The sequence below is a fragment of the Ruegeria sp. BG3 genome, assembly GCF_056538485.1.
On sequence record NZ_JBQFTE010000015.1, the window covers coordinates 1 to 26334 of the forward strand.

The following is a 26334-nucleotide window of genomic DNA, read 5'->3' on the forward strand; positions in this document are numbered from 1 at the left end:
CCGTCGGCGCCGGCGTTGTGTCAAAAATCACTGAATAAGTCGCGCAAGCGAATGATCAGACGGAAAGGGCGTCCCTCGGGACGCCCTTTTTTTGTTTGAGCCATACGGTTTCGAGGTGGGCCTAAACGTGTTCGAACTGAGATGACGCTTAGAAAGTTCGCGGTCGTTAAAGGGCAAAAACGGATTGAGATTTCTTAATCCAAAGTCCACCTCACCCAAAGACAGGAAACCCACGTGTGATCTGAAACAAAAAGCGGGGCGTGCGCCGGCCGAGCCGCTGACGTAACTAGGAGGAAATCATGTTAGGTTTTGAATTCTGGAACTATGGAGCGCAAATCCTTCACAGCAAGGATCTGGAGGACATGCGTGCTGCGATCCTTAGTGACGACGACCAGGAAGTCGACTGTGATATCAGTGAGTTTAGCCGCGAGCGTAAGCGGTTCGACGTCCGGCTTGCCGAGCAGCCTAACAGAATCTGAAGCGCTAAAGCACGTCCAGAACCTGTGTCGTCAACCAGCGTATTCACTGTAGCGTGGGGTGAAAACCTTCCAGACCAAGTCGGTTTTCTCTGAATGCTCAATTGTCGCGTGTAGGCTGTACACCTCGCCCATAGTTCTTTAGCGCGTTCTTGTTGCGAAGTTGGTTCTGAAGATCAGTTCTTGGTGCTGGATCGCGTCGCTCTTTAAGGCGGGACAAAGCCAACAAACCCCTTGCCAAACCCCACCAACCCCACTAATACGCGCGAGTTCTCAATAAGAACGTCAAGGCGGGGTGATTCCCGCCTTTTGGGTTCGAAGAGGGTTGGCGATGCGCGTCTGTCCTCCTCTCAACCTCAACGCCTAAAAAAGGCTGTTAATATGCAAAGCCAAAATATCCGTATTCGGCTGAAGGCATTTGACTATCGCGTTCTGGATGCCAGCACGCAAGAGATCGTCAACACTGCCAAGCGGACCGGCGCGAACGTGCGCGGCCCGATCCCACTGCCGAACAAGATTGAGAAGTTCACGGTTCTCCGTGGCCCTCACGTTGACAAGAAATCCCGCGACCAGTTCGAGATCCGTACGCACAAGCGTCTGCTCGACATCGTTGATCCGACCCCCCAGACCGTTGACGCGCTGATGAAGCTCGACCTCGCTGCTGGTGTGGACGTCGAGATCAAGCTGCAGTCGTAAGATCGGAGGGTATAGATTATGCGCTCTGGTATTATCGCAAAAAAAGTTGGCATGACCCGCCTGTTCATGGAAGACGGCAAGCAGATCCCTGTGACCGTTCTTCACCTGGACAACCTGCAGGTTGTTGCACAGCGTACCGCTGACAAAGACGGCTACACCGCCGTTCAGCTGGGCGCCGGTGCTGCCAAGGCAAAACGCACCTCGAAAGCCATGCGCGGTCACTATGCCGCTGCAAAGGTTGAGCCCAAGCGTAAGCTGGTCGAGTTCCGCGTCTCCGAAGATGGTCTGATCGAAGTGGGCGCCGAGATTTCGGCAGAACACTTCCTGGAAGGTCAGAAAGTTGACGTTTCGGGCACCTCGATCGGTAAAGGCTTTGCCGGTGCTATGAAGCGTTGGAACTTTGGTGGTCTGCGCGCCTCGCACGGTGTTTCGATCAGCCACCGTTCGCACGGTTCGACCGGTCAGTGTCAGGACCCGGGCAAGGTTTTCAAAGGCAAGAAGATGGCCGGTCACATGGGTGCTGCCCGTGTTACCACCCAGAACCTGGAAGTCGTCAAAACCGACGCCGACCGGAACCTGGTCTTCATCAAAGGCGCCGTTCCCGGACCGAAATCGGGCTGGGTCACTGTCAAGGACGCCGTGAAGAAGAAAGCACCGGAAGGCCTGCCTTTCCCGGCTGCTGTGAAGTCGGCTGCAACCGAAGCACCTGCGGAAGAAGCGCCCGCGGAAGGTGGTGAAGCATGAAACTTGATGTAATCAAACTGGACGGCGGCAAAGCCGGCGACATCGAGCTGAACGCCGATCTGTTCGGTCTCGAGCCGCGTGCGGACATCCTGCACCGTGTGGTCCGTTGGCAGCGTAACAACGCGCAGGCCGGCACCCACAAGGTCAAGACCCGCTCGGAAACCAGCTACTCGACCAAGAAGATCTATCGCCAGAAGGGCACCGGTGGCGCACGCCATGGTGACCGTAATGCGCCGATCTTCCGTGGTGGTGGTATCTACAAAGGCCCCGTCGTGCGTTCGCATGGTCACGACCTGCCCAAGAAGTTCCGCAAGCTTGGCCTGCGCCACGCTCTGTCGGCCAAAGCCAAGGCAGGTGAACTGGTTGTGATCGAAAACGCCGAAGCCGAAGGCAAGACCGCCGCTCTGGCCAAACAGGTTGCAAACCTGGGCTGGAAACGTGCTCTGGTCATCGACGGCGCGACCGTGAACGAAGGGTTCCTGAAAGCGTCCAAGAACATCGAAGGTCTGGATATCCTGCCGTCGATGGGCGCAAACGTCTATGACATCCTCAAGCGTGACACCCTGGTGCTCACCAAAGCGGCTGTCGAAGCACTGGAGGCTCGTCTGAAATGAGCGCGAAGGCAGAACACTACGACGTGATCCGCAAGCCGGTCATCACCGAAAAGTCGACCATGGCGTCCGAGAACGGCGCGGTTGTCTTTGAAGTGGCGATCGACAGCAACAAGCCGCAGATCAAAGAGGCCGTTGAGGCTCTGTTTGGTGTGAAGGTCAAAGCGGTGAACACCACCGTGACCAAAGGCAAGGTCAAGCGGTTCCGCGGCCAGCTGGGCCGTCGGAAAGACGTCAAAAAAGCATATGTGACCCTGGAAGAGGGCAACACAATCGACGTGAGCACCGGTCTTTGATCCGACGCTTACTGCGACTATTCACGGCCTCGGCGGTTCAACCCGCCGGGGCCGATTTCGTTTCAGACCCTGGAACTGTGCGTGCGCAGGTGCTGGAGCAGATGCGGGCGTTCAGTGCCGAGCCTTATTTTCAGATTGCCGATGAGAAGCTGGGGCTGCTGTCGGTGTTTGATGATCTGAAATACGACCGGGCGGATGTGGACATGATCTCTCCGGCGATGCGCAAGCATGTGGTCGGCAAGCTTGGCCCGCTGGGGTTCCGCCAGACCTCGGGCACGGTGTTGGAGCACGCCGAGGCCGATATGCGCGTGCACATCCCCAAGTTCCACGCCCTCGGCGCGTCGCCTTTCGATATCGCGCGCTACACCGAGAAACGCCCGCAGGACTACTGCCTGCTGACGCCCACGCAGGTGGCTTGTCAGTACGTGGATCACTATGAGTTGGACGACGGGGTGCAGCGGATCGAGGCGTTGATTGCGAAGCACCCGATCAACCTGCTCAAACTGGCGGATTATCTGGAAGGCAAACCCAAACACCGCGCCTTTCGCGAGGTGCTGGGGCATATCAAACTCAAGCAGCGGATCGCGGTGGAGTCCGAGCCGCTGTGCCGCCGGCGATCCCTCGGATAAGAGTACAAGTCGCGCCAGAGACTGCCCCTGGGATGGCGCTTCGGGGGCGTTTGCGCCTCGCTCTGATTTCGGATGTATCTGCCACCATACAGCGCATTGATTAGCTCGCCCGGTGCCATCCCACAGGCTGTCGCTGTCGCTGTCGCTGACGCGGCGGCGTTCGGCTGCGGTGCCTGGTTCAGCAAATGGACAGACGTCGAAATGGTATATGTGGCCCTGGAACGGGGGACACCATTGGCGTGTCTATCTGTCTCTGACAGAACCCGTCTTTAGAGAAAAAGGTTCTCGTGAAAGCTGATTTTTTTGTTTGGTGCAGGGTCCATACCTTGCTTCTACCTGGGCAAGATCTCTATATGGCCGGGAAGTAAAATGACGAGAGAATATTGTATGACTACAGTTGGTTCCGATGGGATTGGAGGCAGTATGGAGCAGGTTGTTATTCCCGATCGGTATGAAGTACTTGCCAGAACTGATACAGGCAATATCAACGGGATTATTGTTCCAGTAGAGGACACTCTACTGGAGATCGACAAAATATTTGCTGTGATGGATATGTCCAATCGGGGAGCGTTTACTATTTTGCGTGGACGATCTGGCGCAGGGAAATCCACTTTCCTGCACACGTTGCACCTATACCGCCAGGGAGTAGAGAGCGTATCAGTTCCTGGCGGGGAAAGCGTGCCAGAATTCTTGGCGAAGGTTTCTGTTGAAACCGAAACCAAGCTCAAAGTCATTGTGTTGGAGGAGCGTGAAGCCGCCGTTTCTTTTACAGATGAGGAGTTGGAGAGTTGGCTGCACTCGATCAATGCATTCATTCGTGGTGAAGTGGGTCGGCGTTGTCTTGTGGTTTGGCCGTGCAACAGTGACACCCTCCAAAAACGATTGGTAAACCTAGCGATGCAAATTGGCGGCAAAAGTCTGCTTGGAAGCCGGGTAGACGCGTTGCCGTTCAAAGGTCCAAAAAAGCCAGAATTCTCTGACATTGGCGCTCGTACTCTAAGTATTTTAAACCAAGGGGCTGGATTATCCGACTTTGGACTCACAATTGGGGAGGTGGAAGATGTCGCTCAACGAGCTGAGACTGTTGGCGATTTTCTAGGCGATATCCGCGACCTAATAATTGATAAGCAAATTAAAGTTGCAAAGCTGTTGCCTCAAGAACAACCGAAGGTGTGGATAGTTGTGGTAGCTGGCAACGAGCCGATAGGTGACGTCGCGGGCTTGACGAGAGGCAATCTAGCGCTTGTCGATATGGATCGGTTAATGAGCTCAACAGACGCCAACATCGTGAAAGAGCTCAAGAAAAATCCCGAGCAATTGGGAGTTCTTGCTACAGTTCTAAATGCTAAAGTTCTACATCTTCCGGTTCTTGCAGCAACTGCTGCGGTCCGAGCATTTTCAGATGAGAAGCTCAAAGACAAACTGAGAGAGCAAGACTTCTCACTAGCGTCACCAAAACCCGATGAAGTGAAAAAGCGAATTCTGCAATCTGAGTTTGGGTCTGTGATCTCCATGGGTAGTCAAAAGACTCTCACGCGAGGACAAAAGCTCGGGTCAAAAAGCAAAGAATCGTTTGAGAAAGTTGCGAAAGTTGCTTCAAATGATGATGCTTCAGTTAACCGAGCAATTGGGCGGGCGTTGGTTCATTGTGGATTGGTAGACAGCTTTGACGTTGAAGTAAACCTGAAGGGAAGAAACACACTGCGTTCCGACCTCGTTGTTACTGGCAAATTCGGGGAAGCGCGAATCGAGATGATGTGGCGGTCCAAAACCGGGCGAGCTGAAATTTCTAACTACACATTGAAGAAGCTAGAGGGATACGGAAAAAACATTGGCTTGATATAGGCTCAAAGCCCCAATGGCTATTTTCCTACAGGTCCTAGACACCCACCCCCAACCCTGTTAAATGCTCCCAATCTTGCGGCCTCGGATTCGTTCCGGGGCCTCTGATATTTGTAACCGGGGACCTTCGGGGCCCTATACCCTTGGCACCTACGGGGGCCTATCACATAGCGGGGAAACTCCCTGCACTTGCTAAACGGAAGACAGAAAGCATGGCACTCAAGTCGTACAAGCCGACGACGCCGGGCCAGCGCGGGCTGGTGCTGATCGACCGTTCGGAGCTTTGGAAAGGACGTCCGGTCAAGTCTCTCACAGAGGGTTTGACCAAATCGGGCGGCCGGAACAACACCGGACGGATCACTTCACGCCGCCGCGGCGGTGGCGCAAAGCGTCTCTACCGGATCGTTGACTTCAAACGGAACAAATTTGATGTCGCGGCAACCGTCGAGCGGATCGAATATGACCCGAACCGGACCGCATTCATCGCACTGGTAAAATACGAAGACGGCGAGCAGGCATATATCCTTGCTCCGCAGCGTCTGGCTGTTGGTGACAAAGTCGTGGCATCCGCCAAGGCCGACATCAAGCCTGGCAACGCAATGCCGTTCTCGGGCATGCCCATCGGTACCATCGTCCACAACATCGAGATGAAGCCTGGCAAAGGCGGTCAGATCGCACGTGCGGCTGGTACTTACGCTCAGTTCGTTGGTCGCGATGGCGGCTACGCTCAGATCCGTCTGAGCTCGGGCGAGCTGCGCATGGTCCGTCAGGAATGCATGGCCACCATCGGTGCCGTGTCCAACCCCGACAACAGCAACCAAAACCTCGGTAAAGCCGGTCGTATGCGCCACAAAGGCGTGCGTCCGTCGGTTCGTGGTGTTGCAATGAACCCGATCGATCACCCGCACGGTGGTGGTGAAGGTCGTACCTCGGGTGGCCGTACACCGGTTACGCCGTGGGGTAAGGACACCAAGGGTAAGCGTACCCGCAACAAGAACAAAGCGTCCCAGAAGCTGATCATCCGCTCGCGGCACGCCAAGAAGAAGGGACGTTAATCTATGTCTCGCTCTGTTTGGAAGGGTCCTTTCGTCGATGCTTACGTGCTGAAAAAAGCCGAAGCAGCGCGCGAGTCGGGCCGCAACGAAGTCATCAAAATCTGGTCGCGTCGTTCCACCATTCTGCCCCAGTTCGTGGGTCTGACATTTGGTGTGTACAACGGCCAGAAGCATATTCCCGTCAACGTCTCGGAAGACATGATCGGTCAGAAGTTCGGTGAATACTCGCCAACTCGTACCTATTATGGCCACGCCGCAGACAAAAAAGCGAAGCGGAAGTAAGTCATGGGCAAGGAAAAGAACCCCCGCCGCGTGGCTGAAAACGAAGCAATGGCGAAAACCCGCATGCTTCGCACCAGCCCGCAGAAACTGAACCTGGTTGCGCAAATGATCCGCGGCAAGAAAGTTGAGAAGGCTCTGACTGACCTGACTTTCTCGAACAAGCGTGTCGCGCAGGACGTCAAGAAGTGCCTGCAGTCCGCAATCGCGAATGCCGAAAACAACCACAACCTGGACGTTGACGAGCTGATCGTCGCCGAAGCATGGGTTGGCAAAAACCTGGTCATGAAGCGCGGTCGCCCGCGTGCCCGTGGCCGTTTCGGCAAGATCATGAAGCCGTTCTCGGAGATCACCATCAAGGTGCGTCAAGTTGAGGAGCAAGCCTAATGGGTCATAAAGTAAATCCGATCGGCATGCGCCTGCAGGTCAACCGCACCTGGGATAGCCGCTGGTACGCCGACACCAAGGACTACGGTGATCTTCTGCTGGAAGACCTCAAGATCCGTGAGTTCATCAACAAAGAGTGCAAGCAGGCCGGTGTTGCCCGTGTGATCATCGAACGTCCGCACAAGAAGTGCCGCGTTACGATCCACACAGCACGTCCCGGTGTCATCATCGGCAAGAAAGGTGCAGACATCGAAGTTCTGCGCAAAAAGCTTGCTCGTATGACCGACAGCGAACTGCACCTGAACATCGTCGAAGTGCGCAAGCCCGAGCTTGACGCGCAGCTGGTTGCCGAGTCCATCGCTCAGCAGCTGGAACGTCGTGTTTCGTTCCGTCGCGCCATGAAGCGCTCGGTTCAGAACGCCATGCGCATGGGCGCCCTGGGTATCCGGGTGAACGTCGCTGGTCGTCTGGGCGGCGCCGAAATCGCACGGACCGAGTGGTATCGCGAAGGCCGCGTGCCTCTGCACACCCTGCGTGCCGACATCGATTACGCACATGCCGAAGCGATGACCCCCTACGGGATCATCGGGATCAAGGTCTGGATCTTCAAAGGTGAGATCATGGAGCACGATCCGCAGGCACGTGACCGTAAAGCACAGGAACTCCAGGACGGCCCTGCACCTCGTGGTGCTGGTGGCGGTCGTCGCTAAGGAGGGAAAGATATGCTTCAACCAAAGCGTACTAAATTCCGCAAGATGCACAAAGGCCGGATCAAGGGTCTCGCCAAAGGCGGCTCTGATCTGAACTTTGGCACCTACGGCCTGAAAGCTCTTGAGCCTGAGCGTGTGACTGCACGCCAGATCGAAGCTGCACGTCGTGCCATGACGCGTCACATGAAGCGTCAGGGTCGTGTCTGGATCCGCATCTTCCCCGACACTCCGGTCACGGCCAAGCCGATCGAAGTTCGTATGGGTAAAGGTAAAGGTTCGGTCGACCGCTGGGCATGCAAGGTCAAGCCTGGCCGCGTGATGTTCGAGATCGACGGCGTCAATGACGACATCGCCCGCGAGGCCCTGCGCCTGGCCGCGATGAAGTTGCCGATCAAGACTCGCGTCGTGGTTCGCGAAGACTGGTAAACAGTCCGGGAAAACCCGAACAGTATTGCCCCCGCCGAGAAATCGGTGGGGGCTTTTTCGTTTGTGGCCTCTCGCAAACCCGCTAGGCGCCCAATTCCGCGATTCAATACCGGCATTGCAAAAAAGATGGGGCTCAGGGGTGGCATATTCTCTCATCTGGTGAAAAGAAGCGCTCGCAAAACCTTCTCAATCAGAGCTTGGGTCGATCATCCTCCGACACGGCTTGAGCACGTACCGTGCCTTGGCTCTGAAACCCCGCTGAAAGACCGAGGACACGTATGGGCCTTACTTGCCGGGACGTTATGGTCCCCCCTGAAAAACAGAAGACAATTCATCCCGATGACACAGTCGCCAAGGCGTTTGAGATCATTCGCGACAGCCGCGCCCGGTTCTTGCCGGTGGTGGGGGATGACGGTAGCTTCCAAGGCGTTTTCACCGCGCCCACGCTGATCAAGATGATCTTGCCACAGGCCGCCCGTATTGGCGTCAGCGATGAGACCTCGCGCGTTGCAATCAGCCATCTCAACTTTATGGATCTGACCAAGGAAGACATCAGCGAACAGATCAAGCGCCTGCACGAAGAGCGGGTCGGAGATCACATGTCGAACCCGGCCAACATCCCGGTTCTCGCACCAGACACGCCGGTGATGGAAGGCATTTTCCTGATCCACAAATTCAAACGCCACGTTTTCCTCGTGGAACCCGAGACCAATCGCTTCGTCGGCTCTGTCAGCCCGAACTCGTTGATTGATCACGCGCTGAGCTAACCCCTAAAGACCGGATCAGACCATTGACCGACCATTCCGTTTCGCATGGAGAACACGCGTTCTCCGTACCTCAAATGTTGGGGATTGACCCTCTGTGGGTCGCCACCGGTATCTTGATCGCAGTATATGCCGTCCTGGTGACCGAAAAAGTGAACCGCGCCATTCTGGCCATGCTGGGGGCATCGCTGATGGTGCTGTTCGGCATCATCAACCAGGAACAGGCCGTCGCGGGCGTTGATGCCAACACCTTGGCGCTGCTGATTGGCATGATGGTGATCGTCGGGATCACCAGCAAATGCGGGTTGTTCCAATTCGTCGCCATCAAGGCCGCAAAGGTGGTCAAGGCCAATCCGACAGGCATCCTGATCATGCTGACGCTGATCACGGCGGTGTTCTCGGCTCTGCTCGACAACGTAACGACCGTTCTGTTGATCGCGCCGATCACTTTGCTGATCACAGACGCGCTCGAGACGCGTGTTTACCCGTTCTTCTTTGCCGAGATACTGGCCTCGAATGTGGGCGGTACGGCCACTCTGATTGGTGACCCGCCGAACATCATTATCGGCTCGGCTGCGGGCCTTAGCTTCAATGACTTTGTGGTCAATCTTGCGCCGATCTCGGCCATCTGTCTGGTGGTGTTGACCGGTATAATTTATTTGATGAACCGCCGCACGCTGGCTGACATCCCCAAATCGGCCTGCGAAAAGATCATGCGTTTCAATGAAAACGAAGCGATCACCGATGTCGGCTTGATGATTAAGTCTCTGTCGGTTCTGGCGCTGACCTTGCTTGGTTTCACGCTTGGCCATGGCTACGGCATCCAGCCGGGCACCTCGGCACTGGCCGGTGCTGCGCTGCTGATGCTTTTGGCTTACGGACACCAGCATGGTGAGGAGCAATCCGAATCCGTTCACCACATTTTTGGTGAGGTTGAGTGGATCACCATTTTCTTCTTCGGCGGTTTGTTCGTCATCGTTGCAGGCGTTGAGCACGTCGGCCTGCTTGAGTTCTTTGGAGAGAAAGTGCTGGAGCTGACCGAAGGCGACATGATGTGGACTGCGTTCTTCATCTTCTGGGCCTCGGGCATCTTGTCGGCCATTCTGGACAACATCCCCTTTGTGGCGACGATGATCCCTCTGATCGAGTCAACCGCTGATACGTTCGGCGGGCCTGATGCGATCGAGCCTCTGTGGTGGTCGCTGGCTCTGGGCGCCTGTCTGGGCGGTAATGGTACCTTGCTGGGCGCAAGCGCCAACCTGACGGTTGCTGCCTTTGCCGAAAAGGCCAAGCAGCCGATTGGCTTCGTCAAATTCGCGCTCATGGCGTTCCCGATCATGATCCTGACCCTGATGATCGCCAACGTCTACCTGTGGCTGCGCTACTTCTACTAAGGCGCTTAACGATAAGTCGCACCCGAGCAGCCGCTTTTCTGAGGCGGCTGCTCTCGCCCTCGTGCCTCGGCTGGGATATAGCCGGGGCATGGCACAGATTGAATCACTCTTCGTTACCCGTCTCTATCGCGCAGCTTTGTCCGAGTTCGATCCCGAGATCGACGCGGGCGAGCTGAAAAACTCCTGCCTTGTTATCGCCGAGGATGATGAGGCCGGGCAGGAATGGTGTGAAGAGAATGGCTATCCCGGCTATACCAGCTACGCCTCGCTGACCGATCTGCCGTGGCGTTTCCCGATTTTTAACGATCTGGTGAAAGCGCTGGATCAGCACGTCGCCGCCTTTGCCAAGGATCTGGAATTTGATCTGGGCGAGGGGGAGCTTAAGCTTGAAGACCTATGGATCAACATCCTGCCGGAGGGTGGGATGCACTCCAGCCATTTGCACCCGCACAGCGTGATCTCAGGCACGACCTATGTTGCGATGCCCGAAGGGGCGAGCGCGTTGAAGCTGGAGGACCCCCGCTCAGGCCGCATGATGGCCGCGCCGACGCGGATCAAAGGCGGGCGCCGCGATTTGCAACCGTTCATTTATATGAAGCCACAAGTGGGGGATGTCCTACTCTGGGAAAGCTGGCTGCGGCACGAGGTGCCGATGAACATGTCGGAAGAAGAGCGGATCAGTGTTAGCTTTAACTACAAGTGGGATTAATCCTTGCGTAAAATACGCTGTAGAAGCTTCGACCCCTGTTCTTTGGGGTGGAGTTGCATTGCTTAGTTTTCTGACATTCTATCGAACAGATTGGGATATTCGCGAGACTATTTTGGAGATTTTTGGATTTCGCGGGTTGGCCAATAAAACGGTGCTTGAAGTACTGGTTTTGGCCGCGACTTTGGGCGCAACAATTTATGTTGTCTTCCAGGCGATGGAAGCTTGTAAACAGACTTTGAGCTAGTCTTGTTTCGATGTCTTGCGGGTGCGTTTCAACTTCCTCTTGCCACCCACCCATTAAACCCTTATACGGCGGCATCCTGCAAGTCCCCCGGCCGAGTCGGGGGATTCGCATGTCTATCATTCATCCACCAGGTCCAAGGTGACCCTGTCAGGGGGCCTTCTGGTGTTTTGAGCAAAGGAAAAAGGCGATGAACGCCCAAGAACTGCGTGACAAGACCCCGGACCAGCTCCGCGAGGAACTGGCCAACCTGAAGAAAGAAAGCTTTAACCTGCGCTTTCAACAGGCAACCGGTCAGCTGGAAAACACTGCTGGCATCAAAGCGGCTCGCCGCAACGCTGCCCGCGTCAAAACCATTCTGAACGAAAAGGCCGCTGCTGCGGCATCGGAGGAGTAATCCTATGCCCAAGCGTATCCTGTCCGGCGTGGTAACCAGCGACGCCAACGAGCAAACCGTAACCGTTTCGGTTGAGCGTCGTTTCAAGCACCCGCTGCTGCACAAAACCGTTCGTAAGTCCAAGAAATATCGGGCTCACGACGAAAAGAACGCCTTCAAGGTCGGCGACACAGTCCGCATCATCGAATGCGCGCCGAAATCGAAGACGAAACGTTGGGAAGTTCTGGAAGCGTAAGCCTCCGGGATTTTCCCATTTGTCGAAACCCTGGGGGATCTAACGAGACCAGCCCCCACAGGTCGGGAGAAACCACATGATCCAGATGCAGACCAATCTGGATGTCGCTGACAACTCCGGCGCACGCCGAGTTCAGTGCATCAAGGTCCTGGGTGGTTCCAAGCGTAAATACGCCTCCGTTGGCGACATCATTGTCGTCTCGGTGAAGGAAGCCATCCCGCGCGGCCGCGTAAAGAAAGGTGACGTCCGTAAGGCCGTCGTCGTACGCACCGCCAAGGAAGTCCGTCGCGAAGACGGCACCGCGATCCGTTTCGATCGCAACGCCGCCGTCATCCTGAACAACAACAACGAGCCAGTCGGTACCCGTATCTTTGGCCCCGTTGTTCGTGAACTGCGCGGCAAGAACTTCATGAAAATCATCTCGCTGGCTCCGGAGGTGCTGTAATCATGGCTGCTAAACTCCGCAAAGGCGACAAGGTCGTCGTGCTGGCCGGCAAGGACAAGGGCAAAGAGGGAACCATTTCCTCGGTTGACCCCAAAGCCGGTAAAGCTGTTGTCGAAGGCATCAACATTGCCATCCGTCACACACGTCAGTCGCAAACCTCGCAAGGTGGTCGCCTGCCTCAGGCAAACCCGATCGAGCTGTCGAACCTGGCGCTGCTGGACAAGAACGGCAAAGCAACCCGCGTTGGCTTCCGCATGGAAGGCGACAAGAAGGTGCGCTTCGCCAAGACCACAGGGGACGTGATCGATGCTTGATACCGCAACCTACACCCCGCGTCTGAAAGCTCAGTACGTTGAAACAATCCGTGCCGCTCTGAAAGAAGAGTTCGGCTACAAGAACGACATGCAGCTGCCCAAGCTGGACAAAATCGTTCTGAACATCGGTTGTGGTGCTGAGGCGGTCAAAGACTCGAAGAAAGCGAAAGCTGCTGTCGAAGATCTGACTGCGATTGCTGGTCAAAAGGCCGTTGCAACCAAGGCGAAGAAGTCGATCGCGGGTTTCCGCGTCCGTGAAGACATGCCGCTGGGCGCGAAAGTGACCCTGCGCGGTGACCGGATGTACGAATTCCTGGATCGCCTGATCACCATCGCGCTGCCGCGCGTTCGTGACTTCCGCGGTGTTAAGCCTTCTTTCGATGGTCAGGGCAACTTTGCCATGGGCATGAAAGAGCACATCGTGTTCCCGGAAATCGACTTCGACAAGGTCGACGAGGTCTGGGGCCTGGATATTGTAATTGCCACCACAGCGAAAACCGACGCTGAAGCGAAGAGCCTGTTGAAAGCATTCAACATGCCGTTCAACGCGTAAGCGCCGGGAGGATTGAGACATGGCTAAAAAAGCAATGATCGAACGCGAGAAGAAGCGCGAACGCCTGGTGGCCAAATATGCCGCAAAGCGTGCCGAGCTGAAAGAAATCGCGAATGACGAAAGCCGCCCGATGGAAGAGCGTTTCAAAGCGCGTCTGAAACTGGCGAAACTGCCGCGCAACAGCTCGGCTACCCGTCTGCACAACCGTTGTCAGCTGACCGGTCGTCCCCACGCTTACTACCGTAAGCTGAAGGTCAGCCGTATCGCGCTGCGCGAGCTGGGTTCTGCTGGTCAGATCCCCGGCATGGTGAAATCGAGCTGGTAAGGGAGACATAGATATGAATGATCCTATCGGCGATATGCTCACCCGTATCCGCAACGCGCAAATGCGCGGCAAGTCCACCGTTTCCACCCCGGCTTCCAAGCTGCGCGGTTGGGTTCTGGACGTGCTGGCGGACGAAGGCTACATCCGTGGCTATGAAAAGACGACCGGTGCAAACGGTCATCCGGCCATCGAAATCAGCCTGAAGTACTACGAAGGCACCCCTGTTATTCGCGAGCTGAAGCGGGTTTCGAAACCCGGTCGTCGCGTCTACATGGGCGTCAATGACATCCCGCAGGTCCGTCAGGGTCTGGGCGTGTCGATTGTCAGCACTCCGAAAGGTGTGATGTCGGACGCAAACGCTCGCTCCAACAATGTTGGCGGCGAAGTGCTCTGCACCGTCTTCTAAGGAGGTCTGCAATGTCTCGTATTGGTAAAAAACCGGTCGAGCTGCCCAGCGGCGTTACCGCCTCTGTGTCTGGCCAGACCATCGAAGTTAAAGGTCCGAAAGGCACCCGCAGCTTCACCGCCACCGACGACGTGACGCTGTCGGTTGAAGACAACGTGGTCAAGATCGACCCCCGTGGCATGTCCAAGCGTGCCCGCCAGCAGTGGGGCATGAGCCGCACCATGGTTGCCAACCTGGTAACCGGTGTGACCGAAGGCTTCAAAAAAGAGCTGGAGATCCAGGGTGTTGGTTACCGGGCTCAGATGCAGGGCAACACCCTGAAGCTGAACCTGGGTTACAGCCACGATGTTGATTTCACTGCTCCGGAAGGTGTCACCATCACCGCGCCGAAGCAGACCGAAATCGTTGTGGAAGGTATCGACCAGCAGCAGGTGGGCGAAGTCGCGGCCAAAATCCGCGAATGGCGCCGTCCCGAGCCGTACAAAGGCAAGGGCATCCGCTACAAGGGCGAGTTCATCTTCCGCAAGGAAGGCAAGAAGAAGTAAGGACGCAAACAATGGCAAACAGCAAAAGAACCCTGTTTCTGAAGCGCCGCCTGCGCGTTCGGAACAAACTTCGCAAAGTCAACGCCGGCCGTGTACGCCTGTCGGTTCACCGTTCGAACAAGAACATCAGCGTTCAGCTGATCGACGACGTTCGCGGCGTGACCCTGGCATCGGCCTCGACCCTGGAAAAAGATCTGGGTGTTGTTGGCAAGAACAACGTCGAAGCGGCCACCAAAGTGGGCGCGGCCATCGCCGAGCGTGCCAAGAAGGCAGGCGTCGAAGAGGCCTATTTCGATCGTGGTGGCTTCCTGTTCCACGGCAAGGTGAAGGCAGTTGCCGACGCCGCGCGTGAAGGTGGTCTGAAGATCTAAGACTTGCGGGCAGCTTTGCGGCTGCCCCGATGATCCGGGGGCCTCGGCAACAGTCGCGGCTCACTTGGATTGAAGCAAACGGCGCCGTATGCGCCACATGAGAAGAGGGATGCCAAATGGCAGAACGTGAAAACCGTCGGGGCCGTGGCCGCGACCGTGAAGAAGCACCGGAATTTGCAGATCGCCTGGTCGCAATCAACCGCGTGTCGAAAACCGTAAAAGGTGGTAAGCGCTTTGGCTTCGCCGCTCTGGTGGTTGTCGGCGATCAGAAAGGCCGCGTCGGCTTTGGTAAAGGTAAAGCGAAAGAAGTACCTGAAGCCATCCGTAAGGCGACTGAGCAAGCCAAGCGTCAGATGATCCGCGTGCAACTGCGCGAAGGTCGTACTCTGCACCACGACATCGAGGGCCGTCACGGCGCTGGTAAAGTGGTTATGCGCACCGCACCTGAAGGTACTGGTATCATCGCCGGTGGTCCGATGCGTGCTGTGTTCGAAATGCTGGGCGTTAAGGACGTTGTGTCCAAGTCGCTGGGCTCGCAGAACCCGTACAACATGATCCGCGCCACCATCAACGGCCTGCAGAAAGAGCAGAGCCCGCGTTCGGTTGCCGCACGTCGTGGTAAAAAAGTTGCCGACATCCTGCCCAAGCGGGACGAAGCACCGGCTGAAGCCGAAGCGTAAGGAGTAGCGAGCAATGGCAAAAACCATCGTCGTCAAGCAGATCGGTTCTCCGATCCGTCGCCCCGCCGAACAGCGCGCAACCCTGATCGGTCTGGGCCTGAACAAGATGCACCGCACCCGTGAGCTGGAGGATACGCCTTCGGTCCGCGGCATGGTCAACAAGATCCCGCATCTGGTTGAGATCATCGAAGAGCGCGGCTAACCGCCCTCTCGATATGTTTTGGAAACGCCTCTGACCTGTGTCAGGGGCGTTTTCTTTTGCCCGACTGCATCTGCGAATCGCCTCGTTCGACCTCGTACTTCAAACATTGAAGAGGGTTGAACGGCCCGCTAAATCCCTAGGCGGCAACGGCGCAGAGGTCCTCTTAGAAGCCCGAGTTTCAGCTTTCCTAATCCCGAAATTTATCTTTTCTTAAATGAGGTTATTAGATCGAAAAGAGTTTCGTTTGAGGGTCCACTAACGCTTGCAAAGGCGATTTCGCCTCTGACAGAGTGGCCGCGCAGGAACCGGGAACAGGGGCGGACTATGGCGCGTGACTATCTCAAAAAGGCGATGCTGACGGCGCAATCTGATGCGCCCGAGGTTCACGATACGGTCAAGACCATTCTGGCGGAGATCGAAGCAGGTGGCGATGTGAAGGCGCTGGAATATGCGGCCAAGTTCGACAGGTTCGACGGCAACGTTCTGATGACGCAGGACGAGATTGACGCCGCCATTGCGCGGGTCCCCGAAAAGCTGAAGGCGGATATCCGTTTCGCCCACAACAACGTCCGCCATTTTGCCGAGGCGCAGAAGGCCACGATGACAGACGTCCAGACCGAGATCGTGCCCGGAGTGATCGCTGGTCAAAAGGCGATCCCGGTGGATGCGGCGGGGTGCTATGTGCCCGGCGGTCGGTACAGCCATATCGCCAGTGCAATCATGACCGTGACAACCGCCAAGGTCGCCGGATGCCGCCACATCATCGCGTGTTCTCCTCCGAAACCGGATGAGGGCGTTGCGCCTGCAGTAGTCTATGCGGCTCATATCTGTGGGGCCGACAGTATTCTGGCGATGGGAGGGGTGCAGGGTGTCGCCGCGATGCGATACGGCCTGTTCGGCCTGCCACGTGCGAACATCCTTGTTGGGCCGGGGAACCAGTTCGTCGCGGAGGCCAAGCGCATCCTCTACGGTGAGGTTGGTATCGACATGATCGCCGGTCCGACCGACAGTCTGGTCCTCGCCGACAGCAGCGCGGACCCGCTTGTTGTGGCCACCGATCTCGTCAGCCAGGCGGAACACGGGTACAATTCTCCTGTCTGGCTGGTGACAGATGACCGGGCGCTTGCGCAGAGGGTTATGGCGCTGGTGCCCGAGTTGATTGCAGATCTTCCTGACCTGAACCGAGAAAACGCGGCTGCAGCGTGGCGTGACTATGCCGAGGTGATCGTGTGTTCCGACCGCGAAGAGATGGCCGCTTGTTCCGATGACTACGCGCCAGAACACCTGACCGTTCAGGCTGAGGATCTGGAATGGTGGCTGGATCGCCTGACCTGCTACGGTTCTTTGTTTCTGGGGGAAGAGACCACGGTATCTTACGGGGACAAGGCGACGGGAACCAACCACGTACTGCCAACTTCGGGGGCGGCCAGCTACACAGGCGGGCTGAGCGTCCACAAATACATGAAGATCGTGACATGGCAGCGGGCGACCCGGGAAGGCTCAAAACCCATAGCCCTAGCCACCGCCCGGATTTCGCGCGTGGAAGGGATGGAGGGGCATGCACGGGCGGCCGATGTACGCCTCGCCAAGTATTTCCCGGATGAGGAATTCGATCTGCGAGCCGAGGGATGATCGGTCCAGCCTCCACCTGCCAAACTGTTCGCTGGCCTTGATGGCATACTGGGTACTATCCTTGGCTTGATAGGGCCGACCGGGCCGAAAGGAGTTTGACATGTACAAGAAAGTTCTCGTTCCAATGGCGCTGGATCACGATATCTCGCAACACACTCTGGAAGTGGCCCGAGCCTTGTCTCAGGACGGCGGAGAGATCATTGCTCTGCACGTTTACGAAATGCCACAGGGTTCGGTCAGTGCGTTTCTGGACAAGGATCTGGTGGCAGAAGGATATCGCCGCGTCCGACTGGAGTTATCGCGCAAAGTCGAAGGGCTGGATGGGGTGAGTTCCGAACTCGTGAAGGGCCACACGGCGCGTACGATCATAGATTATGCGGCAGAGAACGGCGTCGATTGCATCGTCATCGGGTCTCACAAGCCCGACCTCAGCGACTATTTCCTGGGCTCCACAGCGTCGCGCGTGGTGCGTCATGCCCCTTGCGCGGTGCATGTGTACCGCAGGTGACATCCGTCAATCACGCCCTTGGGCAACAACAACAGGACTGACAGCCGGAAGATGAACATAGACAAGAAGATCACTGACGATCTTGTGGCGAATGACATTTCGTTCGTGACCACCGTCCCCTGCAAACAACTTGCTGGTGTCATTGAAGAGATCGACCAGCGCGAGGGCATCTATCACATCCCGTCAAACAAAGAGGACGAGGGGATGGGCCTTTGCGCAGGTGCATGGATGGGCGGTAAGCGTCCTGCCATTATCATGCAGAACACGGCGATCGGAGTGACGATCAACACATTGGCGACTCTGATCCAGTATTACCGGATGCCTCTGCCGATGCTGATCTCGTACCGGGGTGAGCTGCGCGAGCCGATTGCCTGCCAGGTCGAGATGGCTGTTCACACCAAAGCGTTGTTGGCGCAGCTCAATATCCCGACTTACCACTTTCACCATCAGGCGGATGTGGCCGAGTTGGATGCGATCCTGAAATACACATTCATGTGCAACAAGCCGGTCGCCATTCTGACCGATGCCAACTTCTGGGGAGGCTATGGCGACCAATGATCCGTTCTGAAATCCTGAAAGAAATCGCTCCGATCCTGCGGGATCAACTGGTGGTTTGTAACATCGGCATTCCCAGCCAAGAGCTGCACGCGATTGATGACCAGCCAACGAATTTCTACATGCTGGGCACGATGGGGTTGGCCTCATCCATTGGTCTGGGGTTGGCGCTTTCCCAGCCCAAGCCGGTGATCGTGATCGATGGGGACGGTTCCGTTCTGACCAATCTGGGAACGCTACCGACCATCGCGAACAACGTGGCTGACAATTACATCCTGCTGATTGTCGACAATGGCTCATACGGATCCACCGGGGATCAGCCGACCTATGCCGGGTTGAAGACGTCATTGGCGAAAATGGCGGCTGCGGCAGGGTGTGAGCGCGTGATTGAATGCGCCGCCGAGGACACAGGTCGCGTGTTACAAGAGGCGCTGGACGCTCGGCAGATGACCATCATCGTCAGCAAATGCGAAAGCGGCAACGCCAAGATGCCGCCGATCACGATGGACCCGGTGGTGATCCGAGATCGGTTTATGAAGGCTGTACAGGCCTGAACACCTCTTCGGTTTTGCTGAATGCACTGATCAAAGCCGTCCTTTGGGTGCGGCTTTGGCACTAAATGTCTAGCGCGACAGAAGACGTCGTTTCTCGGCCATGACCTCGCGGCGCTGCTGTTCTATCCCCGTCCGGAAGGAGCGCTCGACAAAGTCGATATGGTCCAGTGCGGCCTGTTCGGCGCGCTTTTCGTCTCCGTCAATCACGGCTTGACCCAGAGCAAGGTGCTGATCCAGCAGCTGTTTGCCCGAACCGTCAATCGATTTCAGAAAGCTGCGGTTGTAGAAAACGCCGCGCTTGGTCAGTTCATAGATCGATGCCATCATATGGATTAAAGTGGCGTTCTGGCTGGCGTCGACGATGGCAGCATGCAAGGCGAAATCCGCCTCGCGTGAGGCTTTGGCATCGTTCGCCTCCCACGCCCGAACATTTTCGTCGAGAATTTCGGCGATCCTTTCCTTGTCGGCCTTGGTGGACCTTCGGGCGGCAAGGCGGGCGGCGAAGCCTTCTTGTTCTCGGCGGTATTCCAGGTGGTCGAAAAAGGCAGGCTCGTGCCGTTCGTATAGCGCCAAAAGGACCGGTAACATCGCTTGCCCGGTCAGGGCGGCGACAAAGGTCCCCTCACCATGCTGAGTGGTGACCAGCCCGCGCTCTTCCAGCACGGCCAGTGCTTCGCGCAGCTTCGGCCGTGAGACCCGAAGCATCTCGGCCAGATCCCTCTCGGACGGCAGCTTGCGGCCCTGTTTCAGAATGCCTGACGCGATGAGGTCTTCGATCTGTGCCACCACGGCATCGGCCAGCGATTCGTGTCCGACTGGTTCAAAAATCGCCTTGGTGTTCATGGGTTTTACCTAAGTAAGATGCCGAGGTGAGATATATTGGTAAATAAATGTAACCATATTGGCGTGTTTTTCAAGCATTCAGTTCCAGCATGGAAATACATCTTAACACTTTCATTAAAATAAGAATTTACGAAAATGTGCAGTAGTTCATCGAAACTGAGTGCGCCCAGTAAGGGACATTTCTGCAGATCCAGTGGTAAACAAAATTATTGACTGAGTAGCATTGGTAAAGTTAGTGAACCACTAATGCAAACCCGCAAGGGTCTGCGTTTGTGTTTGAGGCAGATGCCCAACCCACCCAGGAGGAGACATTATGAAAAAGACCCTGACGAGCTTTGCCGTAGCCGCCAGCCTGATGGCCGCACCTGCGGTTGCTAAAGATAAGCTGCTGTTGAAAACCCCGATTGCATTCTCGACCGAACTGCCTGGTCTTGGTTCGCCAATCCCGCGCGTTGCCGAGCAGTTGGACCTGATGTCGGGCGGTACGCTGAAGATGAAGGTGTATGAGCCGGGCAAACTGGTTCCTCCGTTCGAAATTCTGGATGCGGTTTCCACTGGCAAGATCAACTCGGGTTACACCACCGCCGGTTACTGGGCGGGCAAAATCCCGGCTGCTCCGTTGTTCTCGGCCGTTCCTTTCGGCCCTGAGGCGGGCGAATACATGGCGTGGCTCTACTACGGTAACGGCATGACGCTGTACCAGGAGATGTATGATCAGGCGGGCTACAACGTCCACGTGATCCCTTGCGCTGTCATTGCACCCGAGACCTCGGGCTGGTTCGCCACCGAGATCAACTCTCCCGAAGACCTGAGCGGCCTGAAGATGCGTTTCTTCGGTCTGGGCGGCAAGGTGATGCAGAAGCTGGGTGTTGCGACCTCTTTGCTGCCCGGTGGTGAGATCTTCCCGGCGCTGGAAAAAGGTGCAATCGACGCGACCGAGTTTTCGATGCCCGCCATCGACGCGCGTCTGGGCTTCCACAAGCTGGTCAAGTTCAACTACTTCCCCGGCTGGCACCAGCAAGCGACAGTTTTCGAGCTGATGATCAACAAAGACGTTTGGGCAGAGACCAGCGAGCAGCACAAAGCGATCATCGAAAACGCCTGTAAGGCTTCGATGGCGGATAGCTTTGCCGAAGGTGAAGCGATCCAGCACGCGGCTCTGATCGACAACGTTGAAAACAACGGCGTCACCCTCAAGCAGTGGTCGCCCGAGATGTTGGATACCTTCCGCAGCACTTGGGAAGAAGTCGCCGCCGAAGAGGCCGCAAATGACGCCTTCTTTGCCAAGGTTCTGGCCGACATGACCGAGTTCCGCGACGGCTACAACCTCTGGAAGACCAACGCCTTCCTCCCACGTCAGTAACTTCCTCACTGACGTCTCTGGGGCGGCGGACACTGCTGCCCCAGTCGATTTCTGATCTTCGGATTTTTCCAAACTTTCACCGCCCTTGCACAGGGCTGCCGGGCGAGGAATGACCATGAGCAATCCAAATACCACCAAAGATCCGGTTGAGGCCTATGAAGGCATCCTGGAGCATCCCGATACCGACCGTCAAAAAATCGCCGTAGCCATTGATACCAGCGTCAAAACTGTTGGCCATGTGGTCATGTGGGCGAATGTTCTGTTGATGGCAGCGATTTTCTCGCAGGTCGCGCTGCGCTATCTGCTCAGCCAGAACTACCCCAAACTGGATGAGATCCAGTGGCACTTCTACGGCATCGTTACGATGATCGGCATCTCATATGCCTTGATCACAGATAGCCACGTGCGCGTCGACGTACTGCATATGCAGTTGTCCCGACGGGCGCAGCGGATCATCGAGGTGATCGGCATTCTGACCCTGCTGACCCCGTTCATCTATCTGATGATCGATCAGGGCTATGACTATTTCTACGAGAGCTTCCGCGTCAATGAGCGCTCGGACAGCCCCACCGGCCTGCCTGCGCGTTGGGCCTTCAAGGCGGTCATTCCGATCAGCTTCGTTCTGTTGGCGCTGGCAGCTCTGGCGCGGCTGATCCATGACGGGCACGCGCTGATGTACGGGCCGGCCTCAGAACGCGAGGGGGCTCCTCTGCGTCGTATCCTGCTGGTTCTGGCTGTGTTTGCCGCCGTCTGTGTGGGCCTGACCTTCCTGGTCGAAACGACCGAGGAAAAACTGGTCATCGCGATGTTCCTGACCTTCATCGCGCTGCTCTTCACCGGCTATCCGGTGGCGTGGGTGCTGGCTGGTGTCGGTGTTGCCTATTGCGGTCTTGCTTACCTGTTCGACAATGACCTGATGTTGTGGACCGGGTTGGAGAGCACGTTTACCGGGCTCGATTATTTGACCCTCGGCGCGGTGGTGAACCGGGTCTACGCGACCATGTCCAACGCGGTTTTGGTTGCCCTGCCGATGTTCATCTTCATGGGCCTGATGCTGGACGAATCCGGCGTGGCCGAGCGTCTGATGACCTCGATGCAGCGCCTGTTCGGCACCGTAAGGGGTGGTCTTGCCATCACCGTGACCCTGATCGGGATCATACTGGCGGCCTCGACCGGTATTATTGGGGCCTCCGTGGTGCTGCTGGGCGTGCTGTCTTTGCCGTCGATGATGCAGCAGAAATATCAACCGACGCTGGCGGCGGGAGTGGTCTCTGCCTCGGGCACGCTGGGTATCCTGATCCCGCCCTCGATCATGCTGGTGATCATGGCCGACCAGATGGCACTATCCGTCGGAGACCTGTTCATGGCCGCTGTCTTTCCCGGTGTGATCATCGGAGGGCTATACCTGACCTATATCTTCATCCTCGCACAGGTGAAGCGCGACGCGGCCCCTGTGCCTGAAGGGGCAAAAGCGCCCGACTGGGACGCTGTCAAAGACGTTCTGATCGCGGTCATTCCAACGCTGCTGCTGATCCTCGCGGTTCTGGGCTCGATTTTCGGAGGTTTGACCACCCCGACCGAGGCCTCTGGCATCGGTGCCTTGGGCGCGACGCTGCTGGCGCTGGGATATCGCAAGCTGACCTTCGCGAAACTGTGGAACGTATTGGTTTCGACCTTCAACACCACCGCCTATATCTTCGCGATCTTCCTTGGTGCGACGGTCTTCTCCTACGTTCTGCGGGAACTTGGTGGCGATGAACTGATCGAACATGTGGTCCAATCCACCGGCTTCGGCGCCAATGGCACGATCCTGTTCATCCTGTTCATCGTATTCCTGCTGGGCTTTGTTCTGGACTGGATCGAGATCACCCTGATCGTACTGCCTCTGATGCGTCCGATCGTGAACGGCTTGGGCATCGACATTCCGGGCTTCGGAGTGCTGGATGAACCGGCGCTGGTCTGGTTCGTGATCCTCGTAGCGGTGACGCTGCAAACCAGCTTCCTGACCCCGCCGGTTGGCTTCGCGCTTTTCTACCTGAAAGGGGTCTGCCCGCCCGAGATCAAGCTGATGCATATCTACAAAGGCATCATCCCCTTTGTGCTGCTACAACTGACCGGATTGGCGCTTGTCTTCCTTTGGCCGACACTCGCCACCTGGCTGCCCTCTGTGGCGTACTAAGGAGATCACGCTATGCGTCTCAAGCATTGCCACAACTTTCACGACTTCCGGCAGCTGGCCAAGCGCCGCCTGCCGGGGCCGATCTTCAACTATATCGATGGCGGCGCGGATGATGAGGTGACCTATCGCCAGAACACCGCCGCTTTCGACCGCTGCGATTTGCTGCCCTCGGTTCTGCGCGGAGTGAAGGACGTGGACATGTCCGTCACCGTGATGGGCCAAAAGCTGGACATGCCGTTCTACTGCTCGCCCACCGCTCTGCAGCGGTTGTTCCACCACCAAGGCGAACGGGCTGTGGCCGCCGCGGCCGAGAAATATGGCACCATGTTCGGTGTGTCTTCGCTGGGCACAGTGTCGCTTGAAGAGCTACGCAAAAAACACAAGAACCCCCAAGTCTATCAGTTCTACTTCCACAAGGATCGCGGCCTGAACGCAGCCATGATGCAGCGCGCGAAAGAGGCCGGGGTCGAGGTCATGATGCTGACCGTCGACAGTATCACCGGCGGCAACCGAGAGCGTGACCTGCGCACTGGTTTCTCGATCCCGTTCCGCCTGACATTGGGCGGTATAATCCAGTTTGCAATCAAGCCGATGTGGGGGATCAACTTTGTTACCCACGAAAAATTCCGCCTGCCGCAATTGGAAGAGCATGTGGATATGGGCGGCGGTGCCAGCTCGATCGGCGGCTATTTCACCGAGATGCTGGACCCGTCGATGAATTGGGATGACGTCGCGCAGATGGTGCGGGATTGGGACGGTCAGTTCTGCCTCAAGGGGATCATGACCGTCGAAGATGCCAAACGCGCGGCTGAGATTGGCTGTACCGGGATCATTCTGTCAAATCATGGCGGTCGCCAGTTGGATGGCTCACGCACGCCGTTCGATCAACTGGCCGAGATCGTAGATGCGGTCGGCGACAAGCTGGACGTGATCATGGACAGTGGCATTCAGCGCGGTACTCATGTTTTGAAGGCGCTTTCGATCGGCGCGAAAGCGGTCGGTGTTGGACGTCAGTACCTGTATCCCCTGGCTGCCGCTGGTCAGCCGGGTGTCGAACGAGCGCTGGGCCTCATGCGGGCCGAGATCGAACGCGACATGAAGCTGATGGGTGTGACCAGAATCGACCAACTGAGCCGCGAGAATATCCGTTTTCGCGCCGCATAAACACACGAGGGACGCCATGACCAATGACGCGTTGATTGAACATTTCCGCTGGGTCGTTGGTGCGCGGCATGTCCTGACTGGCGAACGCGCGACCGAGCGGTTCCGGCGTGGTTTCCGCTCGGGCGAGGGCGAGGCGTTGTGCGTTGTCCAGCCCGGCAGCCTTTTGGAGCAGTGGAAGGTTTTGCAGGCCTGCGTTGCAGCCGACAAGATAGTCATCATGCAGGCGGCCAACACCGGCCTGACCGAAGGGTCGACCCCCTCGGGCAGCTATGACCGCGACGTGGTGCTGATCAACACGCGCCGTATGGACACTCTGGTGCCGCTGAACGACGGCGAGCAGATCGTCAGCTTTCCTGGCGCCACCCTGTTTGCGCTGGAAAAACTGTTGACCCCACTGGGTCGAGAGCCGCACTCGGTGATCGGCTCCTCGTGTATAGGCGCGTCGATTGTGGGCGGGGTCTGTAACAACTCGGGCGGGTCACTGGTGGAACGCGGCCCTGTTTACACCGAACTGTCCGTCCACGCGCGGATTTCCGAGCAGGGCGAGCTGGAGCTGGTCAACCATCTGGGAATTGATCTGGGCGACACGCCGGAGGAGATCCTGGCAAACCTCGATGCAGGCAGGTTCGACCGCAACCCGGGGGCCACGAACAAGCGCGCCTCGGCCAGTGACTACGCGCAGATCGTGCGCGATGTCGACGCCGAAACGCCTGCGCGGTTCAACGCGGACAAGGCGAAGTTGTTCGAATCCGCTGGCTCGGCGGGCAAGCTGGCCGTCTTTGCCGTCCGGCTTGATACGTTCCCCAAGAACGAGGCCGAGAAGGTCTTTTACATCGGAACAAACAGCCCCGATGATCTGGCCGCCCTGCGCCGTCACATCTTATCCGAATTCAAGTCGCTGCCCGTGTCCGCCGAATACATGCAGCGCGAGGTGTTCGACATCACGGCGCGATACGGCAAGGATACGGTCGTGATGATCGACAAACTGGGCACCGACCGGCTGCCGATGTTCTTTGCGCTCAAAGGCTCGGTGGATGCCCGCCTGCGCAGAATTCCGTTCCTGCGCAACTTCACTGATAGATTTATGCAGATGGCGGTCTCGGTCTGGCCGCGTGTCTTGCCGAAACGGATGGTCGAGTTTCGCGACCGCTACGAACACCATCTGATCCTGAAGATGAAGAACGAAGGGATTGCCGAGGCTGCTGAATGGCTGCCCATGTTCCTGAAAGACCGTGACGGCGATGCTTTTGAGTGCACCCCGCGCGAGGCCAAGATCGCGGGCTTGCACCGCTTTGCCGCCGCCGGAGCTGCCGTCAGGTACATGGCACTGCACGGCAATGAGGTCGAAGACATCATTGCGCTCGACGTAGCCTTGCGGCGCAATGATCAGGACTGGCTTGAGACGCTTCCGCCAGAGATTGAGGACCAACTGGTCCACAAGCTCTACTACGGTCATTTCATGTGCCACGTGATGCATCAGGACTACGTGGTCAAAAAAGGCGCTGACCCAAAGGCTTTGAAAGCCGCAATGCTGGAGTTGTTCGACACGCGCGGCGCGGAATACCCGGCTGAACATAATGTGGGGCATTTGTACAAGGCCAAACCCGATCTGGCCGCCCATTACAAATGCTGCGACCCGACCAATTCCTTCAATCCGGGGATCGGTAAAATGTCCAAAGCTCGAAACTACGCCGAGCCCGAATAACTCGGACGCATGTTGCCTATGGTCAGGGCACCGATCGCCCCTCAAACCTGAGGTCAAGCGTAGGTTTCGCAGCTGCGTTGAGGCAAAAAAATCCAGCCC

35 protein-coding genes are annotated in these 26334 nt (G+C 56.9%); 34 read left to right on the top strand and 1 reads right to left on the bottom strand.

Annotation, left to right across the window (positions count from 1 at the left end; translation table 11 throughout):
• Positions 1-299: 299 nt before the first annotated feature.
• The 30 genes from ACR0AI_RS20665 (at position 300) to comE (ending at position 18981) form a co-directional block, all read left to right on the top strand.
• Positions 300-479, top strand: coding sequence for a hypothetical protein (locus ACR0AI_RS20665; protein WP_480676943.1), 180 nt, complete (start codon positions 300-302; stop codon positions 477-479).
• Between the two features lie 378 nt (positions 480-857).
• A complete protein-coding gene (gene rpsJ, locus ACR0AI_RS20670) occupies positions 858-1172 on the top strand; it encodes a 30S ribosomal protein S10 (RefSeq protein ID WP_008756422.1) in 315 nt (104 codons plus the stop codon).
• An 18-nt stretch (positions 1173-1190) separates the two neighbouring features.
• A complete protein-coding gene (rplC, locus tag ACR0AI_RS20675; protein WP_480676945.1) occupies positions 1191-1916 on the top strand; it encodes a 50S ribosomal protein L3 in 726 nt (241 codons plus the stop codon).
• A complete protein-coding gene (rplD, locus tag ACR0AI_RS20680; RefSeq protein ID WP_008756644.1) occupies positions 1913-2530 on the top strand; it encodes a 50S ribosomal protein L4 in 618 nt (205 codons plus the stop codon). Before rplC ends, rplD begins: the two co-directional genes overlap by 4 nt.
• Positions 2527-2823, top strand: a complete 297-nt coding sequence (locus ACR0AI_RS20685; RefSeq protein ID WP_010437040.1) for a 50S ribosomal protein L23 — start codon at positions 2527-2529, stop codon at positions 2821-2823. The genes rplD and ACR0AI_RS20685 overlap by 4 nt, the downstream gene beginning before the upstream one ends.
• Positions 2820-3452: a hypothetical protein gene (locus tag ACR0AI_RS20690; RefSeq protein ID WP_480676947.1), complete on the top strand. Its 633-nt coding sequence runs from the start codon at positions 2820-2822 to the stop codon at positions 3450-3452. The genes ACR0AI_RS20685 and ACR0AI_RS20690 overlap by 4 nt, the downstream gene beginning before the upstream one ends.
• Positions 3453-3875: 423 nt before the next feature.
• Complete coding sequence (locus ACR0AI_RS20695; RefSeq protein ID WP_480676949.1) at positions 3876-5297, top strand: hypothetical protein; 1422 nt, start codon at positions 3876-3878, stop codon at positions 5295-5297.
• 209 nt (positions 5298-5506) lie between these two features.
• Positions 5507-6349: a 50S ribosomal protein L2 gene (rplB, locus tag ACR0AI_RS20700; RefSeq protein ID WP_120633917.1), complete on the top strand. Its 843-nt coding sequence runs from the start codon at positions 5507-5509 to the stop codon at positions 6347-6349.
• Between the two features lie 3 nt (positions 6350-6352).
• Positions 6353-6631, top strand: coding sequence for a 30S ribosomal protein S19 (rpsS, locus tag ACR0AI_RS20705; protein WP_005980699.1), 279 nt, complete (start codon positions 6353-6355; stop codon positions 6629-6631).
• Positions 6632-6634: 3 nt separating this feature from the next.
• Entirely contained in the window at positions 6635-7015 is a 381-nt protein-coding gene (gene rplV, locus ACR0AI_RS20710) for a 50S ribosomal protein L22 (protein ID WP_039538267.1), read from the top strand.
• On the top strand, positions 7015-7725 hold the full coding sequence (rpsC, locus tag ACR0AI_RS20715; protein ID WP_008758042.1) for a 30S ribosomal protein S3: 711 nt from the start codon (positions 7015-7017) through the stop codon (positions 7723-7725). The genes rplV and rpsC overlap by 1 nt, the downstream gene beginning before the upstream one ends.
• Before the next feature lie 12 nt (positions 7726-7737).
• Positions 7738-8151: a 50S ribosomal protein L16 gene (gene rplP, locus ACR0AI_RS20720; protein ID WP_058283513.1), complete on the top strand. Its 414-nt coding sequence runs from the start codon at positions 7738-7740 to the stop codon at positions 8149-8151.
• Positions 8152-8453: 302 nt separating this feature from the next.
• Complete coding sequence (locus tag ACR0AI_RS20725; RefSeq protein ID WP_170556421.1) at positions 8454-8918, top strand: CBS domain-containing protein; 465 nt, start codon at positions 8454-8456, stop codon at positions 8916-8918.
• Between the two features lie 23 nt (positions 8919-8941).
• Positions 8942-10309, top strand: coding sequence for an ArsB/NhaD family transporter (locus ACR0AI_RS20730; RefSeq protein WP_480701458.1), 1368 nt, complete (start codon positions 8942-8944; stop codon positions 10307-10309).
• Positions 10310-10397: 88 nt separating this feature from the next.
• Positions 10398-11018 (top strand): 2OG-Fe(II) oxygenase family protein, encoded by a 621-nt coding sequence (locus ACR0AI_RS20735; protein ID WP_480676954.1) that lies wholly within the window; start codon positions 10398-10400, stop codon positions 11016-11018.
• A 431-nt stretch (positions 11019-11449) separates the two neighbouring features.
• Positions 11450-11656, top strand: coding sequence for a 50S ribosomal protein L29 (gene rpmC / locus ACR0AI_RS20740; protein WP_010437082.1), 207 nt, complete (start codon positions 11450-11452; stop codon positions 11654-11656).
• Positions 11657-11660: 4 nt separating this feature from the next.
• Positions 11661-11891, top strand: a complete 231-nt coding sequence (gene rpsQ, locus ACR0AI_RS20745) for a 30S ribosomal protein S17 (RefSeq protein WP_152459158.1) — start codon at positions 11661-11663, stop codon at positions 11889-11891.
• A gap of 76 nt (positions 11892-11967) precedes the next feature.
• Positions 11968-12336, top strand: coding sequence for a 50S ribosomal protein L14 (rplN, locus tag ACR0AI_RS20750; RefSeq protein WP_008757934.1), 369 nt, complete (start codon positions 11968-11970; stop codon positions 12334-12336).
• A 2-nt stretch (positions 12337-12338) separates the two neighbouring features.
• Positions 12339-12650 (top strand): 50S ribosomal protein L24, encoded by a 312-nt coding sequence (rplX, locus tag ACR0AI_RS20755; RefSeq protein WP_068340764.1) that lies wholly within the window; start codon positions 12339-12341, stop codon positions 12648-12650.
• Complete coding sequence (gene rplE / locus ACR0AI_RS20760) at positions 12643-13203, top strand: 50S ribosomal protein L5 (protein WP_480676956.1); 561 nt, start codon at positions 12643-12645, stop codon at positions 13201-13203. Before rplX ends, rplE begins: the two co-directional genes overlap by 8 nt.
• A gap of 19 nt (positions 13204-13222) precedes the next feature.
• A complete protein-coding gene (gene rpsN, locus ACR0AI_RS20765) occupies positions 13223-13528 on the top strand; it encodes a 30S ribosomal protein S14 (protein ID WP_068340744.1) in 306 nt (101 codons plus the stop codon).
• A 13-nt stretch (positions 13529-13541) separates the two neighbouring features.
• Entirely contained in the window at positions 13542-13934 is a 393-nt protein-coding gene (gene rpsH, locus ACR0AI_RS20770) for a 30S ribosomal protein S8 (RefSeq protein ID WP_170373360.1), read from the top strand.
• A gap of 11 nt (positions 13935-13945) precedes the next feature.
• Entirely contained in the window at positions 13946-14479 is a 534-nt protein-coding gene (gene rplF / locus ACR0AI_RS20775; RefSeq protein ID WP_170373361.1) for a 50S ribosomal protein L6, read from the top strand.
• Positions 14480-14490: 11 nt separating this feature from the next.
• On the top strand, positions 14491-14850 hold the full coding sequence (gene rplR / locus ACR0AI_RS20780) for a 50S ribosomal protein L18 (protein WP_039523386.1): 360 nt from the start codon (positions 14491-14493) through the stop codon (positions 14848-14850).
• 116 nt (positions 14851-14966) lie between these two features.
• Positions 14967-15530 (top strand): 30S ribosomal protein S5, encoded by a 564-nt coding sequence (rpsE, locus tag ACR0AI_RS20785; RefSeq protein WP_170356677.1) that lies wholly within the window; start codon positions 14967-14969, stop codon positions 15528-15530.
• 13 nt (positions 15531-15543) lie between these two features.
• Positions 15544-15732: a 50S ribosomal protein L30 gene (gene rpmD, locus ACR0AI_RS20790; protein ID WP_074736195.1), complete on the top strand. Its 189-nt coding sequence runs from the start codon at positions 15544-15546 to the stop codon at positions 15730-15732.
• 324 nt (positions 15733-16056) lie between these two features.
• Positions 16057-17364, top strand: coding sequence for a histidinol dehydrogenase (gene hisD, locus ACR0AI_RS20795; protein WP_480676958.1), 1308 nt, complete (start codon positions 16057-16059; stop codon positions 17362-17364).
• Between the two features lie 100 nt (positions 17365-17464).
• Positions 17465-17872 (top strand): universal stress protein, encoded by a 408-nt coding sequence (locus tag ACR0AI_RS20800; protein WP_480676960.1) that lies wholly within the window; start codon positions 17465-17467, stop codon positions 17870-17872.
• A 51-nt stretch (positions 17873-17923) separates the two neighbouring features.
• Positions 17924-18430, top strand: coding sequence for a sulfopyruvate decarboxylase subunit alpha (gene comD, locus ACR0AI_RS20805; RefSeq protein WP_170642090.1), 507 nt, complete (start codon positions 17924-17926; stop codon positions 18428-18430).
• On the top strand, positions 18427-18981 hold the full coding sequence (gene comE / locus ACR0AI_RS20810; RefSeq protein WP_170494501.1) for a sulfopyruvate decarboxylase subunit beta: 555 nt from the start codon (positions 18427-18429) through the stop codon (positions 18979-18981). The genes comD and comE overlap by 4 nt, the downstream gene beginning before the upstream one ends.
• Positions 18982-19050: 69 nt before the next feature.
• Here comE and ACR0AI_RS20815 read toward each other — a convergent pair whose 3' ends face one another.
• Entirely contained in the window at positions 19051-19824 is a 774-nt protein-coding gene (locus tag ACR0AI_RS20815) for a FadR/GntR family transcriptional regulator (protein WP_480676963.1), read from the bottom strand.
• Between the two features lie 313 nt (positions 19825-20137).
• Here ACR0AI_RS20815 and ACR0AI_RS20820 point away from each other — a divergent pair, with 313 nt between their 5' ends.
• From ACR0AI_RS20820 to dld, 4 genes are all read left to right on the top strand, one after another.
• Entirely contained in the window at positions 20138-21187 is a 1050-nt protein-coding gene (locus tag ACR0AI_RS20820; protein WP_480676965.1) for a TRAP transporter substrate-binding protein, read from the top strand.
• A 115-nt stretch (positions 21188-21302) separates the two neighbouring features.
• Complete coding sequence (locus ACR0AI_RS20825) at positions 21303-23366, top strand: TRAP transporter large permease subunit (protein ID WP_480676967.1); 2064 nt, start codon at positions 21303-21305, stop codon at positions 23364-23366.
• A 12-nt stretch (positions 23367-23378) separates the two neighbouring features.
• Positions 23379-24530, top strand: coding sequence for an alpha-hydroxy acid oxidase (locus ACR0AI_RS20830; protein ID WP_480676969.1), 1152 nt, complete (start codon positions 23379-23381; stop codon positions 24528-24530).
• Positions 24531-24546: 16 nt separating this feature from the next.
• Positions 24547-26235 carry a D-lactate dehydrogenase gene (gene dld, locus ACR0AI_RS20835; protein WP_480676971.1) on the top strand — a complete coding sequence of 563 codons (1689 nt, stop codon included), beginning with the start codon at positions 24547-24549 and terminating at the stop codon, positions 26233-26235.
• Positions 26236-26334: the final 99 nt, after the last annotated feature.